Source organism: Streptomyces sp. NPDC058457 (assembly GCF_042720695.1).
In the GTDB taxonomy this organism is placed as follows: Bacteria; Actinomycetota; Actinomycetes; order Streptomycetales; family Streptomycetaceae; genus Streptomyces.
On sequence record NZ_JBHXLU010000007.1, the window covers coordinates 21,612 to 35,861 of the forward strand.

The window sequence follows — 14,250 nt, forward strand, 5'->3', positions numbered from 1 at the left end:
GGGGTGCCCCTTGGGCGCGGCTTGCCGGGGCCTTTGGGGGCGGGCGGGCCCCCCCCTCGCCCACCCCCCCCCCGGGGGGGGGGGGTGCCCCTTTGAGCGGAGGGGCGCTCCACCCGGCCGACTGCTGTTCCGGGACCGGGGCAGGTCAGACGTTCGAACCGCTGCCGCTGCCCGAGGACACCTTGATGCCGCTGGTGATGGTGTCGATGACCGACTCCTTCTGGCCGACGTCGACGCCGAACCGGACCACCACGATCTGCGCGGAGTTCGCGGGCGACGGGAAGGCCAGCGACTCGACGTAGCCGTCGGCGCCCTTGCTGGTGATCGCCTTCCAGCGGACCATGTACCCCTTCTGCCCGGCCACCGTGACCGCCTTGGAGGCGAGCACCTGGTGCGAGGTGATCGAGCCGTAGGTCTTGCCCCCGTACGACTCCGTGGCGTTGGCCGAGACGTCCGCCTTGGCGATCTCCTCGGCCGTGTCCCCCTTGGTGCCCAGCACCACCGCGGGCGCCGAGTAGGCACCGCCGGCGGTGCAGGTCTGCGAGGTGTCGCCCGGGCACTTGTAGGAGTCGTCGGAGCTGACGTTGGCGCCGTAGCTGAGCGCCTGCCCGGTCCAGCCGTCCGGCACCGGGATGCTGATGGCGTTGATCGAGTCCGACACCGTGCCGCCGCCCTTGACCTTCGGCGCCTCGGACTGGCCCGGCGACGGCGACGCGCCCCCGTCGGTGCCACCGGAACCCGAGCTGCCGCCCGACCCGCCGAACGGCAAGCCCTGCCCGCCGTTCTGCCCGCCGTTCTGGCCTTCGGGACCGCCCTGGCCGAATCCGCCCTGGCCGCCCGAACCCTGCTGCGATGCCTGCTGGTCGCCGCTGTCCCCGCCGTTGCCGGTGAGCGCCCACGCGCCCACCCCGATGGCGGCGAGGACCGCCACGGCGATGCCGACGGCAACGCCGGTACGCAGCCCGCGCTTGGCGGGGACCGGCGGCGCCGGGTATCCCGGATAACCCGGGTATGCGGGATAGGCCTCGCCGGCCGGATACGCCGGGTACGCCGGCTGTGCGCCGTCGGCCGGCTGCGCCCCGTCGGCCGGCTGCGCCCCGTCAGTCGGCGGCTGCGGCGGGGGACCCCAGTCGGCGGCCGACCCGGCGGGCCGGGTCTGCTCCGTCCAGGCCTTGCCGTCCCACCAGCGTTCGGTGGCCGGACCGTCACTTGTCTGCCCGGGATCGGGGTACCACCCGGGAGGAGTCACCTGCGTCATGCCCCCACCGTATGAGGCGTCGGTGAAAGTCGGATGAGAGGATCCGGCAATGTTCGTACGAGGCGGTCCGGCACGCTTCATTCGATCCGCAGCCGCACCGGCGGCCCCGGTGCCGGCGGGGGCAGGCGCAGGCCGTTCCGGCCGGGGGTCAGGGAGCCCAGGACGCTCGGGTGGCGGGCGCCGGTGGCGGCCGGGACCGTGCCCGCGAGGCCGTGTGCGGTGAGGAAGCCGAGGACCGCGAAGGCGTACGCCTCCTTCGCCGCCGCGGGCAGACCGAGCTCGTCGGAGACGCGGACCGGGAGCTCCCGCAGCTTGGTGCGCATCATCGCCATCAGCACCGGGTTGCGGGTGCCGCCGCCCGAGGCGATCACCTCCGTGGCATCCAGGCCGCGCACCGCGTCCACCACCGTCTGCGCGGTGAGCAGGGTGAGGGTCGCCAGCGCGTCCTCGGCGGGCAGCCGCTCGACGGCCCGCCAGTACTCGGCGTGAAACAGCTCCTTGCCGGTCGTCTTGGGCGCGGGAAGCGCGTAGTACGGCTCTTCCAGGAGCCGGTCAAGGAGCGGTCCGAACGGCCGGCCGCGTGCGGCCAGCTTCCCGTCCACGTCGTACGCCAGCCGGCCGCCCGTGAACTCCCCGGCCGCCGCGTCCATCAGCGCGCACCCGGGCCCGGTGTCGAAGGCCGTGCCGTCCGGTGCGGTGACGTTGGCGATCCCGCCGATGTTCAGCGCCACCGGCGTCCCCGGCCGCCCGCGCAGCCACAGCAGGTCGAACAGGCTCACCAGGGGAGCGCCCTGGCCGCCGGCCGCCACGTCCCGTGGCCGGAAGTCGGCGACCACCGGCAGCCCGGTCGCCTCCGCGATCCAGGCCGGCTGCCCCAGCTGCAGGGTGCCGTGCACCCGGCCGTCCGCCACCCAGTGGTAGACCGTCTGTCCGTGCGAGGCCACCAACTCCGCACGCCCGCCGCACAGTTCACGGTTGGCCCGGACAGCCGCCGCCGCGAACGCCTGCCCGATCCGGGTGTCCAGCAGACACACCCGCGCGAGCGGTACGGCCGCCGGGGGCAGCGCCCCCGCGAGCGCCTCCCGCAGCTCCTCGTCGTACGGCGTGCTCACCATTCCCAGCGGCTTCAGCAGCAGCGTGCCGTCCACCAGCCGCAGCTCGGCCGCCGCCGCGTCCACCGCGTCGTACGACGTCCCGGACATCAGGCCGATCACCAGCAACGTCTCAACCCGCCTTCCTCTTCGGTGACCTGACGAGCGCGAGCACGCTGACCGCGCAGGTCGCCGCCGCGTAGTAGCCGGGAACGTCGAGATCCCCGGTGCGCCGCACCGCCTCCGTGATGATGAGGCCCGCACAGCCCGAGAACACGGCATTGGACAGGGCGTAGGCGAGTCCGAGGCCCGTGCAGCGGGCCCGCGCCGGGAACATCTCGGCCAGCATGGCGGGCCCCGGTCCGGCCATCAGCCCCACCACCGCACCCGCACCGCACAGGGCCGCCCCCTTCACGGCGGTCTCGGCCCCCGGATCCTGGAGGAGGCCGAGCAGAGGCAGCGCCAGCAGCACCACGAGCCCGGCGCCCGCCAGCATCACCGGCCGCCGCCCCACCCGGTCGCTGAGCAGCCCTGCCGGCAGGATCGCCGCCGCGAACCCCAGGTTCGCCACCACGGTGGCCAGCAGCGCCTGACGGAAGCCGGTGTGCAGCGCGGCCTGGAGGTACGACGGCAGCACCACCAGGAAGGTGTACCCGGCCGCCGACCAGCCCATCACCCGGGCGGCGGCCAGCGCGATCGCCCCGACCGGCACCCGCACGGCGCGCACCGCGCCCGCGGCCGGCTCCCGGAACTCGGGTGTCTCGTCCAGCCCGATCCGCAGCCACAGCGCCAGCGCACCCAGCGGCAACGCCAGCAGGAACGGCAGCCGCCACCCCCAGGAACCGAACTGGTCCGCCGTCAGGACCACGGACAGTCCCACCGCCACCCCCGCCCCGCCCAGCAGCCCCAACGCCACGGTGAACGACTGCCACGCCCCGTACAGCCCCCGCCGCCCCGGCGGCGCGAACTCGGTCAGCATCGCCACCGCGCCCCCGAACTCCCCGCCCGCCGACAACCCCTGGACCACCCTCAGGAACGTCAGCAGCCACGGCGCGAGCGCCCCCGCCTGCGCATACGTCGGCAGCACGCCGATCAGCGCGGTCGCGCCCGTCATCAGCGTCACCACCAGGATCAGCACCGGCCGCCGGCCGAGCCGGTCCGCCAGCCGGCCGAACAGGGCCGCGCCCAGCGGACGGAAGAAGAACGCCAGCCCGAACGAGGCGTACGTACGCACCAGCCCCTCGGCCGCACTCCCGCCCGCCGGGGTGAAGAACCGCTCGGCGACGACGGTCGCGACATAGCCGTAGACACCGAACTCGTACCACTCGATGAAATTGCCGACCGAGCCCGCCGCCAGCGCCCGGAGGGGCCGGTTCCGCTCCCGTACTGCCCGATCTTCGAAAGTCAGCCTCATGTTCCTGCCCGTTGACGGTCCGTTCGATGCACAGCGGCAGGTCGGGGCCGTCCCGCGTCGCCCGGGTGCACCCGCTTTCACCCGTCTCGGCAACAGCTGCCCGGACCCGCCTCCGGACAGCCAACCGGACGGCTAGGCTCGTGGTCTGTACGTCGTTCGGGCGACTTGGGGAGGTAACGGGATGACGGAGGAGCAGCTCCCGGGAGGCGCCTCGGCTCCCCTCTGGGAGCGCGACGAGGAGATCGCCGCCATCACCGAGGCGCTCGACGCCCTGGGCGCCGACCACTCCACCTCGGGGAACCTGCTGGTGCTGCGCGGCGAGGCCGGGCTCGGCAAGACCGCGCTGCTGGCCGAGACCCGCCGCATCGCCGAACGCCGGGGCTGCACCGTCTGGTCCACCCGCGGCGTCGAGACCCTGCGCAGCGTGCCCTTCCACGTCGTACGGCAGCTGTTACAGCCCGCCCTGGTCTCCCTGCTGCCCGAGGAGGCCCGGGAGTACCTCGGCGACTGGTACGACATCGCCGGCCCCGCCCTCGGCATCACGGACCCCGGGGACCGCCTGGCCGACCCGCAGGGCGTCTGCGACGGCCTGGTCGCCGCCGTCCGCCGGCTCGCCAAACGCGACTGGCCGCTGGTCCTGCTGATCGACGACGCGCACTGGGCCGACCAGGAGACCCTGGCCTGGCTCGCCGCCTTCGTCGAACGCCTGGACGATCTGTCCGTGCTGGTCCTGGTGGCCCGCCGCCCCGGCGAGGTCAGCGGCGACAGCGCCCGCTACCTCGACGCCGTGGCCGCCGCGGCCGGCCGCCCCGTCCGCACCATCAGCGCCCTCACCCCGGACGCCACCGCCGGCCTCACCCGTGCCACCCTCGGCGAGCACGCCGACGCCCCGTTCTGCCGCGAGGTCTGGGCCGTCACCGGCGGCAACCCCTACGAGACCGTCGAACTCCTCGCCAAGGTCCAGGACAGCGAGGTCGAACCCGTCGAGTCCCGGGCCGGCGAACTGCGCGCCCTCAACCGCTCGGCCAGGGGCGGCGGCCTCGTCACCCGCCTCGAAGGCCTCGGCGTCGACGCCACCCGGTTCGCCTGGGCCGCCGCCATCCTCGGCACCGGCATCTCCGTCGGCCTCGTCGCCCAGCTCGCCAGCATGGCCGTGGACGACGCCGAGCGCTGCGCCGAACTGCTGCGCAACGCGCGTATCCTCACCGAACCCGACCCGGCCGGCTCCCGGTCCCACGCCGGCGACCTGGAGTTCGTCCACCCGCTGATCGCCAGCGCCGTCTACAACTCCATCCCGCCCGCGATGTGCACCGCCATGCACGGCATCGCCGCCCAGATCGTCATCGACGACGGCCGCGGCATCGCCGAGGCCTCCCGCCATCTGCTGAAGGTGCACCCGGACGACGACGAGGAACTCGTCGAACAGCTGCGTGACGCCGCCAAGGAACACCTCGCCGTCGGCGCCCCGGACGCGGCCCGCCGCTGCCTCGAACGCGCCCTCCTCGAACCGCCCGTCCCCGAGGTCCACGCGCGCGTGCTCTACGAACTGGGCTGCGCCACCCTCCTCACCAAGCCCGCCGTCACCATCGGCCATCTGCAGAGCGCACTCGGCATGTCCGGCCTCGCCGGTCCCGAACGCGTGGACGCCGTCTTCCGGCTATCCCAGGCCCTCCTCCACAACGACCAGCTGGAGGAGGCCGTCCGCACGGTCGAGGCGGAGGCCGCCCGGCAAGAGGAAGGACCCGCCAGACTCCGGCTCCAGGCCGTCCAGTTCATGTGGGAGGGCATCGCCGGCGAGGCCGTCTCCCCGCACCGCTCCGAACGGCTCGCCGACCTCGCCGCCACCTGCACCGGCCGCGACAACTCCGAGCGCGCCCTGCTGATGCTGCGCGGCTTCGACCTGCTGATCCAGGGCGAGAGCGCCGAGGAGGTCGTCGAGCTGTGCGACCGCGCCCTCGTCAACGGCCGGCTCGCGCCCGGCCTCGGCTGGACCGACACCGAGTGGGGCATCGAACTCCTGCTGATGCTCGCCAACTCCTACGTCTACACCGACCGCCTCGACCGCGCGGAGAGCCTGTACAACGAGGGCCTGCGCGCCTACGAGTCCTCCGGCTGGAGCGGCGGCCACCTCTCCCTCGCCCATGCCTACGTCGGCCTCGGCCACCGCAGGCGCGGCCGGCTGCGGGACGCGGAGACCTCCTTGCGGGAGTCCCTGCGGATCGCCGAGCGGGTCGGCCGCCGGCTGCCCCTGTACTGGACCGCCACCTGCAACCTCGTCGACACGCTGCTCGCCCGCGGCCACGTCCAGCAGGCCTGGGAGACCGCCGAACAGTACGGCTTCGCACCGCCCTACCCCTCCACCATCGTCATGCCGGACCCGCGCTCGGTGCGCGGCCGGCTGCTGCTCGCCGTCGGCCGCACGAAGGAGGCCGTGAACGAACTGGAGGCGGCGGAGAAGGCGGCCGCCTCGCGCGGCCACTTCAACCCCGTGGTCGTGCCCTGGGCACTCGACCTCGCCCGGGCCCTCGCGAGCGAGGACCCGGCGCGGGCGGCGCAGCTGGCGAGCGACGCGCGGCGGCAGGCGGAGCGGTTCGGCACGGACACGGCGATCGGCGAGGCGCTGCGGTGCGCTGCCGCGCTGGAGACCGGGCAACGCCAGGTGCGGCTGGCTTCGCAGGCGGTGGCTTATCTGGAGGCGTCGCCTTGCCAGTACGAGCATGCGGCGGCTCGGGTGGAGTACGGGATCGCCGCGCGGTCGGTGGCCGAGCTGAATCGGGGGCTGGCGTTGGCTCGGTCCTGTGGAGCCGATGGGCTGGTTGCTCAGGCTCGGGAGGTTCTGGATACGGGGCGGGGGCTGCGGTGAGAGGTGCGTTGCGGGGTGCGGGTCGTGCGTGGTTGCTCGCGCCCACGCGGCGGCAGCCGCACATTGATGCAGCCCCGCGCCCCTTTGGGGCGCGCTACAGCGCTAGGAGTTGATCAGTCACCGCGGAGAGACGCTTTCGTACGTCTTCTTCGTACGTCGCCTCGTGCGCTCGCGCCCTGCTCGTGCCGTCGAAGTAGCCGCCCGTTCCCAAGTCCCCTGTCGCCAGGGCCAGTACCCCCGGCGCACCGTCCGCCACCGTGCTCCACGGCGCCACCCCGCCCTCCCGCACCATCGCCGTGTCCATGAAGGTCGCGGGGTGCAGGACGTTCACCGACACGCCCGTGCCCGCCAACTCCTCCGCCAGGGCGAAGGTGTGGGCCGCCAAGGCGAACTTGGCTCGGCAGTAGGCGGCGAAGCCCTGGTAGCCGCGGGTGAATTCGGGGTCGTCGAAGTCGAGGGGTTCCTGGCCTGCCGAGCCGACGTTCACGATGCGGGCGGGGGTGTTCGCGCGCAGTACCGGGAGGAGGGCGTGGGTGAGGGTCACGGGGGCCAGGTAGTTGACGGCCAAACGCAACTCGTGGCCGTCCGTGCTCAGTTCGCGGGCCGAGCCGGGTGTGCCGGCGCCGACGCCCGCGTTGTTGATCAGTACGTCCAGGTCGGGATGCGCGTCGGCGACCCGCTCGCCCAGTTCGCGGACCTGGGCCAGCGAGGCCAGGTCCGCGACGAAGCCCTCCGCGGCGCCCTCGGTGCGCAACTCGTCGACCAGTCGCTCGGTACGGCCCGGATCGCGGCCGTGCGCGAGGACGACGTGTCCCGAGCGGACCAGTTCGAAGGCGACGTACCGGCCGAGCCCGGAGGTGGCACCGGTGATCAGAACAGTGGACATGCCTCCAGCCTAGGCACGGGACGGCGCCGGGTGGGTGGTGCCGCTGGAGGTACGACCGGCAGGGTCACCCTTCCTCTTCCGCCAGCACCCGTTGCGCCGTCGCGAACGCCGAGTTCGCCGCAGGCACCCCGCAGTACACGGCCGTCTGCAGCAGCACCGCGCCGATCTCGTCCGGCGTCAGCCCGTTGCGCCGGGCGGCCCGCACATGCATGGCCAGCTCGTCGTAGTGGCCGTGGGCGACCAGCGCGGTGAGGGTGATCATGCTGCGTTCGCGGCGGGAGAGGGTGGGGTCGGTCCAGATCTCGCCCCACGCGTAGCGGGAGATGAAGTCCTGGAAGCGGGCCGTGAAGGGCGTCTGCCGGGCCTGGGCGCCGTCGACGTGCGCGTCGCCGAGCACTTCGCGGCGTACCGCCATCCCGCGCCTGGCGCCCCCGTCGAGGTGGGAGCGGAGCGCGGTGAGGACGGCCTCGGGGCACTGCGCGGGAGCCAGATGCGCGGCGCCCGGCAGCTCGACCAGCGTGGACGACGGCACCGCGTCCGCGATCTCCCGCAGATGCGGCGGCGGGGTCGCGGGGTCCTGCCGGCCGGCGATCAGCAGGGTGCGGACGGCGATCTCGCCGAGCCGGTCCCGCAGGTCGAAGGCGGCCAGCGCGTCGCAGCAGGCGGCGTACGCCTCCGGGTCGGCCGTCCGCTGGTCCTCGACCAGCCGGGGCACGGTGAAGCCGGGGGTGAACCAGCGGCTGGGGGCGTTCTCCGCCAGCCACTCCACGCCCTCCCGGCGCACCCGCTCGGCCCGCTCCTCCCAGGGCCCGGACCCGCCGAAGTGGGCCGAGGAGCAGATCACCGCCAGGTTCTCCAGCCGGTCCGGGTGGTGGACGGCCAGGTGCAGCCCCACGGCACCGCCCAGCGACACCCCCGCGTACGCGAACCGCTCGATGCCGAGCGAGTCGGCGAGCGCGAGCACCAGGTCGGCGAGGTCCCCGACGGTCGCCCCCGCCTTGATCAGGTCGGGCGCCGAACCGCCGTGCCCCGGCAGGTTCCAGCGCACCACCCGGTGTGCGGTGGACAGTTCGGGCGCCACGGCGTCCCACAGGGCGTACGAGGTGCCGAGCGACGGCCCGAGGAGCAGCGGGGGAGCCGAAGCGGGGCCCTCGACGCGGTGGTTGAGGAGGTTCTCGGTCAACGTCGCTCCAGAGCACGGTCGGTGAGCACACCGGCGCAGCCGGTGTAGCGGGCGGGATCGGTCAGGTTGTCGAGATCGACGTCCTTCAAGTCGGGTTCCCCGGCGAGGAGTTCACGCAGTGTTCGGCGCTCGGTATGGGTGCGGCGGGCCAGTTCGGTGAGCAGCTCCTTGGCGCGGGCCCGGCCGAGCACGGGGGCCAGTTCGGCGGACAGCCGCTCCGAGACGATCAGTCCGTTGGTGAGGTCGAGGTTCCGGCGCATCGCCTCCGGGTGCACCCGCAGCCCCTCCGCCAGCTCCGCCGTGTCCCGGACCGCACCTCCCACGGTCCGCAGCAGATCCCGCAACGGCTCCCACTCGGCATGCCAGGCACCGGCCGGCCGCTCGTCCTCCGCGACCATCGAGCCGTACAGGACGGCCGCGAGCTGCGGGACCCGTCGCGCGGCTGCCGCGATCAGCGTCGAGCGCACGGGGTTGGCCTTGTGCGGCATCGCCGAGGAACCGCCTCCGCTGCCCTCGGCGACCTCGCCGATCTCGGTACGGGACAAGGTCAGCACGTCCGCGGCGATCTTCCCCAGCGCCCCGGCCGCGAAGGCGAGACACCCGGCGAGATCCGCGATCGGCGTCCGCAGCGTGTGCCAGGGCAACAGGGGTGCGGCGAGGCCCAGTTCACGGGCGTACCCGGCCGGCAGCTCCTCGGCGTGCTCCGCGCCGTACGCCCCGAAGGCGGCCAGCGTGCCGGCCGCACCGCCGAGTTGGGCGGGCAGCGACTCCCGGACCGGGGCCACGCGGTCCCGGGCGTCGAGGACCAGCGAGCGCCAGCCGGCCGCCTTGAGTCCGAAGGTCGTCGGTACGGCGTGCTGGCTGAGCGTGCGGCCCGGCATCGGTGTGCCGCGGTGTTCGGCGGCCAGCACGGCCAGGGCCTGTGCGGTGCGGCCCAGGTCGGTGAGCACGAGGTCCAGGGTGCGGGCGGCGACCAGCATCGTCGCCGTGTCCATGATGTCCTGGCTGGTCGCACCCCGGTGCACATAGGGCCCGTACTCCGCGCCGACCGCCTTCGTCAGATCGGCGACCAGCGGGATGACCGGGTTGCCGCCGCCGCGGGCCCGCTCGGCGAGAGCGCCGACGTCGTAGCGGCCGGGGTCGGCCGCCTCGCTCACCGCCGTCGCGGCCTCGGGCGGGGCGAGACCCAGGGCGGCCTGGGCACGGGTGAGGGCCGCCTCCGCGTCGAGCAGCGCCCGCAGGTACGCGCCGTCGCTCGTCGCGGCTGCGACGGCGGAACCGGACCACCCGGGAGCGAGCAGCCCGACGTCACCGCCGCCGTGATCCACTGTTGTCACCGGAACTCCAGGAAGACCGTCTCGCCCTCTCCCTGAAGGCGGATGTCGAAACGGTAGGTCCCCCGGCCCTCGTCGGCGGCGATCAGCGTGTCGCGTCGCTCGCCCACCCGGGTGAGCAGCGGGTCGGCGGCGAGCGCCGTGTCGTCGCCCGGCAGGTAGATCCGGGTGAAAAGGTGCACCAGCAGCCCGCGCGCGAACACGCACACGCTGATGTAGGGCGCGCCGCCGCCCCGGACACCGGGCCGCAGTGTCCGCGCGTACCAGTGCCCGTTGGTGTCCGTCTGGATCCGGCCCCAGCCGGTGAACTCCACGCCGTTGCGGCCGAGGTAGTCACCGGTCGCCGGATCGCGGCGGATCGAACCGTCGGTCGTGGACACGTTTCCGTCGGGATCGGCGCCCCACAGCTCCACGAGTGCGTCGGGCAGCGGTGTGCCCTCGCCGTCGAAGACGTACCCGTGGACCGTGACCGTGTCCGGGTGCCCGAAGGGCGCGATGTCCTCGCCGCCGCGGAACGGAAGGGCGTACCCGTAGAAGGGGCCGACCGTGTGCGACGGCGTGGGCAGCACGTTCTCCGGGCTGCTCGTGTCGATCTTCGTCATGGCAGGTCAGCGTCCTTCTTCGATCCAGGTGGCGGCGGGGCCGTCCAGCACGATGTCCCAGTGGTAGCCCATCGAGAACTCCGGCACGGACAGGCCGTGGTCGTAGGTCGCGACCAGGCGCTGCCGGGCCGCGTCGTCCGTCACCGACTGGATGATCGGGTCGTACGGGAACAGCGGGTCGCTCGGGAAGTACATCTGCGTCACCAGCCGCTGCGTGAACGCCGTACCGAACATCGAGAAGTGGATGTGGGCCGGACGCCAGGCGTTGAGGTGGTTGCGCCAGGGGTAGGGGCCCGGCTGGACGGTGGTGAAGTGGTAGCCGCCGTCGGCGTCGGTGATCGTACGGCCGACACCCGTGAAGTTGGGGTCCAGCGGGGCGTCGTGCTGCTCGCGCTGGTGCGCGTAGCGGCCCGCCGAGTTGGCCTGCCAGATCTCGATCAGCTGGCCCCGGACCGGCCGGCCGCTCCGGTCCAGGAGCCGCCCGGAGACGGTGATCCGCTCCCCGACGGGCTCACCGCTGTGCTGCCGGGTCAGATCATTGTCTATCCCGGTGATGTCCCGCTCCCCGAACGCGGGGGAGTGCAGCTCCACCAGCTCCGGGTCCTTGGCCGTGTCGATGGCGACCAGAGACTGCTTCGGATGCCGGAGCACGGAGGACCGGTAGGGGTCGTAGTCCCGGCGGGGGTGATGCTCGACGGGAGCGCCTTCGGCCACCCGCTTCTCATAGGCGGCGTGTTCGGCGGCGATTTCGACGTCGATATCAGCTTGGGTGAGTGTCATAAGAAGTCCTAGGTGGTGAGCGCCCCTTCAGGGGCGCGGGGCTGTGTCAATATGCGGCTCCGCCGCGTGGGCGCGACCAGCCACCACGCACCCGCAGGTGCGCACGGCCCGGCTACCGCTCGAGAACAAGCGCGAGCCCTTGCCCGACGCCGATGCACAGGCTGGCAACACCGGTACCGCTGCCACGCCGCGCCAGCTGATGCGCCACGGTCCCGGCGAGCCGTGCGCCCGAGGCACCCAGCGGATGCCCCAACGCGATCGCCCCACCCTGCGGATTGAGGATCGCGGGATCGAACTCGGGCCACTCGGCGACACACCCCAGCACCTGCGCCGCGAACGCCTCGTTCAGCTCAAGAACCGACAGGTCGTCGAACCCCTTGCCGGCCTTGCCCAGCGCACGCGTCACCGCTTCGACCGGCGCGAGCCCGAAGTAGTCCGGGTCGATCCCCGACACCCCGGTCGCGCTGACCCGGGCCAGCGGCTCCCGCCCGAGCGTCCGCAGGCCCTCCTCGTCGGTCAGCAGCAGGGCCGCCGCGCCGTCGTTGAGGGGGGAGGCGTTGCCCGCGGTCACCGTGCCGCCCTCGGTACGGAAGGACGGCTTGAGCCTGGCCATCGCGGCGAGGGAGGCGTCCGGCCGTACGCATTCGTCGGCGGCGAAGGGGACCGGGTCGCCCTTGCGCTGCGGGACGGGCACGGGTGCCAGCTCGGCGTCGAACAGGCCCTGTTCCTCGGCGGCGGCCGCCTTCTGGTGGGAGGCGAGGGCGAACTCGTCCTGCTGCTCCCGGCTGATCTTGTGCTTGTCCGCGATACGTTCCGCGGACTCGCCCAGCGGGATGGTCCACTGCGGGTCCATCTTCGGGTTGACCATGCGCCAGCCGAGGGTGGTCGAGTACAGCTCGGCGTTCCCGGCGGGGAACGGCCTATCGCTCTTGGGCAGGACGTACGGCGCCCGGGTCATGGATTCCACACCGCCGGCCACGGCGATGGAGGCGTCGCCGACGGCGATGGCGCGGGCGGCCTGGATGACCGCCTCCAGACCGGAGGCGCACAGCCGGTTGACGGTGACGCCCGGCACGCTGGTCGGCAGCCCGGCGAGCAGCGCGGCCATCCGGCCGACGTTGCGGTTCTCCTCGCCGGCGCCGTTGGCGTTGCCGAAGTAGACGTCCTCGATCCGGGCCGGGTCCAGGTCGGGGGTGCGGGCGAGGAGTTCACGGATGGCGTGGGCGGCCAGGTCGTCGGGGCGTACGCCGGCGAGGCCGCCGTTGTAGCGGCCGATCGGCGTGCGGACCGCGTCGACGATGTACACCGTGTTCACAGCAGACCCTCCGGGACAGTGAGTTTCGCGTCGGTCTTGGCGATGATCTCCTCGACGCCGACCCCGGGCGCGGTCTCGACGAGGACGAGTCCCTCGTCGGTCACGTCGAGCACAGCGAGGTCGGTGATGATCCGGTCCACGCACGCCTTCCCCGTCAGCGGCAGCGCGCACTCGGTCAGGATCTTCGCCGAGCCGTCCTTGGCGGTGTGGGTCATCACGACGATGACGGTCCGGGCGCCGTGGACGAGGTCCATCGCGCCGCCGATCCCGGTGACGAGCTTGCCGGGGATCGCCCAGTTGGCCAGGTCGCCGCGTGCGGAGACCTGCATGGCGCCGAGCACGGCGACGTCGATGTGCCCGCCGCGGATCATCGAGAACGACAGCGCCGAGTCGAAGAACGACGCCCCGGGCAGGACCGTGACGGTCTCCTTCCCGGCGTTGATCAGGTCCGGGTCGACGGCGTCCTCGGTGGGGTAGGGGCCGGTGCCCAGGATGCCGTTCTCCGACTCCAGGACCACTTCCACCCCCTCGGGCAGATAGTTCGGGATCAGCGTCGGCAGCCCGATCCCCAGGTTCACGTACTGCCCGTCCTCCAGCTCGCGCGCCGCCCGCGCGGCCATCTGCTCCCGCGTCCAGGCCATCAGCTGCTCACCGTCCGCTGCTCGATCTTCTTGTCCCCGGCCTGCTCCGCCGTCAGCGCCACCACCCGCTGCACGAAGATCCCCGGCAGATGTACGGCGTCCGGATCGATCGCGCCCGGTTCCACCAGCTCCTCCACCTCCGCGATCGTCACCCTCCCGGCCATCGCCGCGAGCGGGTTGAAGTTGCGGGTGGACTTGTTGAACACCAGGTTCCCGTGCCGGTCGCCCTTCGCCGCCCGCACCAGCGCGAAGTCCGTACGGATGCCCCGCTCCAGCACGTACTCGGTGCCGTCGAACTCCCGCACCTCCTTCGCCGGCGACGCCAGCGCCACCCCACCGGAGCCGTCGTACCGCCACGGCAGCCCGCCCTCCGCGACCTGGGTGCCCACTCCCGCGGGGGTGTAGAAGGCGGGGATCCCGGCGCCGCCGGCCCGCAGCCGCTCCGCCAGCGTGCCCTGCGGGATCAGCTCCACCTCCAGCTCACCCGCCAGATACTGCCGCGCGAACTCCTTGTTCGCCCCGATGTAGGAACCGGTCACCCGCGCGATCCGCCCCGCCGCGAGCAGGACGGCCAGCCCCGACTCCATCGCCCCGCAGTTGTTCGAGACCACCGAAAGGCCACTCACCCCCCGCTCGTACAACGCCCCGATCAGCACGTTCGGGACACCACTCAGCCCGAACCCGCCCACCGCCAGCGACGCGCCCTCCGGCACATCGGCCACCGCCTCCGCGGCCGTGGCGACCACCTTGTCCATCCGTGCAGCCTCATCTCTCAGCGAATTAATCAGGGCACTGAGTATTTCAGCGAGATGTCTGCCACGCTGCCACTGCCGCCATCACCCGTCAAGACCTGGGGTAATGGCAGACGGGTGTACTGACACCA

Annotated in this window: 12 protein-coding genes; 1 reads left to right on the forward strand and 11 read right to left on the reverse strand. The window is 72.9% G+C overall.

All coding sequences use genetic code 11. The annotated features are described in order from the left end of the window. Positions 1-145: 145 nt before the first annotated feature. The 3 genes from ACFWPS_RS08065 to ACFWPS_RS08075 all read right to left on the reverse strand — a co-directional run bounded on the left by ACFWPS_RS08065 (position 146) and on the right by ACFWPS_RS08075 (position 3,763). Positions 146-1,258 (reverse strand): DUF2510 domain-containing protein, encoded by a 1,113-nt coding sequence (locus ACFWPS_RS08065; protein ID WP_383702285.1) that lies wholly within the window; start codon positions 1,256-1,258, stop codon positions 146-148. Between the two features lie 77 nt (positions 1,259-1,335). Then, on the reverse strand, positions 1,336-2,478 hold the full coding sequence (locus ACFWPS_RS08070; protein ID WP_383702287.1) for an anhydro-N-acetylmuramic acid kinase: 1,143 nt from the start codon (positions 2,476-2,478) through the stop codon (positions 1,336-1,338). Positions 2,479-2,482: 4 nt separating this feature from the next. After that, the gene (locus tag ACFWPS_RS08075) at positions 2,483-3,763 is read right to left on the reverse strand and encodes an MFS transporter (protein WP_383702289.1); all 1,281 of its coding nucleotides are present in this window, start codon (positions 3,761-3,763) and stop codon (positions 2,483-2,485) included. Between the two features lie 181 nt (positions 3,764-3,944). Here ACFWPS_RS08075 and ACFWPS_RS08080 point away from each other — a divergent pair, with 181 nt between their 5' ends. Further along, on the forward strand, positions 3,945-6,626 hold the full coding sequence (locus ACFWPS_RS08080; protein ID WP_383702291.1) for an ATP-binding protein: 2,682 nt from the start codon (positions 3,945-3,947) through the stop codon (positions 6,624-6,626). A gap of 94 nt (positions 6,627-6,720) precedes the next feature. Here the strand turns inward: ACFWPS_RS08080 and ACFWPS_RS08085 are convergent, their stop codons facing one another. From ACFWPS_RS08085 to ACFWPS_RS08120, 8 genes are all read right to left on the reverse strand, one after another. Further along, positions 6,721-7,512: an SDR family NAD(P)-dependent oxidoreductase gene (locus ACFWPS_RS08085; protein WP_383702293.1), complete on the reverse strand. Its 792-nt coding sequence runs from the start codon at positions 7,510-7,512 to the stop codon at positions 6,721-6,723. Positions 7,513-7,576: 64 nt separating this feature from the next. Further along, positions 7,577-8,695, reverse strand: a complete 1,119-nt coding sequence (pcaD, locus tag ACFWPS_RS08090) for a 3-oxoadipate enol-lactonase (RefSeq protein WP_383702295.1) — start codon at positions 8,693-8,695, stop codon at positions 7,577-7,579. Next, on the reverse strand, positions 8,692-10,023 hold the full coding sequence (pcaB, locus tag ACFWPS_RS08095; protein ID WP_383702620.1) for a 3-carboxy-cis,cis-muconate cycloisomerase: 1,332 nt from the start codon (positions 10,021-10,023) through the stop codon (positions 8,692-8,694). The genes pcaD and pcaB overlap by 4 nt, the downstream gene beginning before the upstream one ends. Positions 10,024-10,028: 5 nt before the next feature. Next, positions 10,029-10,631 (reverse strand): protocatechuate 3,4-dioxygenase subunit alpha, encoded by a 603-nt coding sequence (pcaG, locus tag ACFWPS_RS08100; protein WP_383702298.1) that lies wholly within the window; start codon positions 10,629-10,631, stop codon positions 10,029-10,031. A gap of 6 nt (positions 10,632-10,637) precedes the next feature. Next, a complete protein-coding gene (pcaH, locus tag ACFWPS_RS08105) occupies positions 10,638-11,411 on the reverse strand; it encodes a protocatechuate 3,4-dioxygenase subunit beta (RefSeq protein ID WP_383702301.1) in 774 nt (257 codons plus the stop codon). A 112-nt stretch (positions 11,412-11,523) separates the two neighbouring features. Then, complete coding sequence (locus ACFWPS_RS08110; protein WP_383702303.1) at positions 11,524-12,726, reverse strand: thiolase family protein; 1,203 nt, start codon at positions 12,724-12,726, stop codon at positions 11,524-11,526. Further along, positions 12,723-13,367: a CoA transferase subunit B gene (locus ACFWPS_RS08115; RefSeq protein ID WP_383702305.1), complete on the reverse strand. Its 645-nt coding sequence runs from the start codon at positions 13,365-13,367 to the stop codon at positions 12,723-12,725. The genes ACFWPS_RS08110 and ACFWPS_RS08115 overlap by 4 nt, the downstream gene beginning before the upstream one ends. Continuing rightward, a complete protein-coding gene (locus tag ACFWPS_RS08120) occupies positions 13,367-14,122 on the reverse strand; it encodes a CoA transferase subunit A (RefSeq protein WP_383702307.1) in 756 nt (251 codons plus the stop codon). The genes ACFWPS_RS08115 and ACFWPS_RS08120 overlap by 1 nt, the downstream gene beginning before the upstream one ends. Positions 14,123-14,250 lie beyond the last annotated feature (128 nt).

Excerpts from the sequence above, each read along its gene's own strand:
- ACFWPS_RS08065 (WP_383702285.1), bottom strand. The coding sequence starts at position 1,258 with ATGACGCAGGTGACTCCTCCCGGGTGGTACCCCGATCCCGGGCAGACA.
- ACFWPS_RS08120 (WP_383702307.1), bottom strand. The coding sequence starts at position 14,122 with ATGGACAAGGTGGTCGCCACGGCCGCGGAGGCGGTGGCCGATGTGCCG.
- ACFWPS_RS08080 (WP_383702291.1), top strand. The coding sequence starts at position 3,945 with ATGACGGAGGAGCAGCTCCCGGGAGGCGCCTCGGCTCCCCTCTGGGAG.
- ACFWPS_RS08115 (WP_383702305.1), bottom strand. The coding sequence starts at position 13,367 with ATGGCCTGGACGCGGGAGCAGATGGCCGCGCGGGCGGCGCGCGAGCTG.
- ACFWPS_RS08085 (WP_383702293.1), bottom strand. The coding sequence starts at position 7,512 with ATGTCCACTGTTCTGATCACCGGTGCCACCTCCGGGCTCGGCCGGTAC.
- pcaG (WP_383702298.1), bottom strand. The coding sequence starts at position 10,631 with ATGACGAAGATCGACACGAGCAGCCCGGAGAACGTGCTGCCCACGCCG.
- pcaH (WP_383702301.1), bottom strand. The coding sequence starts at position 11,411 with ATGACACTCACCCAAGCTGATATCGACGTCGAAATCGCCGCCGAACAC.
- ACFWPS_RS08075 (WP_383702289.1), bottom strand. The coding sequence starts at position 3,763 with ATGAGGCTGACTTTCGAAGATCGGGCAGTACGGGAGCGGAACCGGCCC.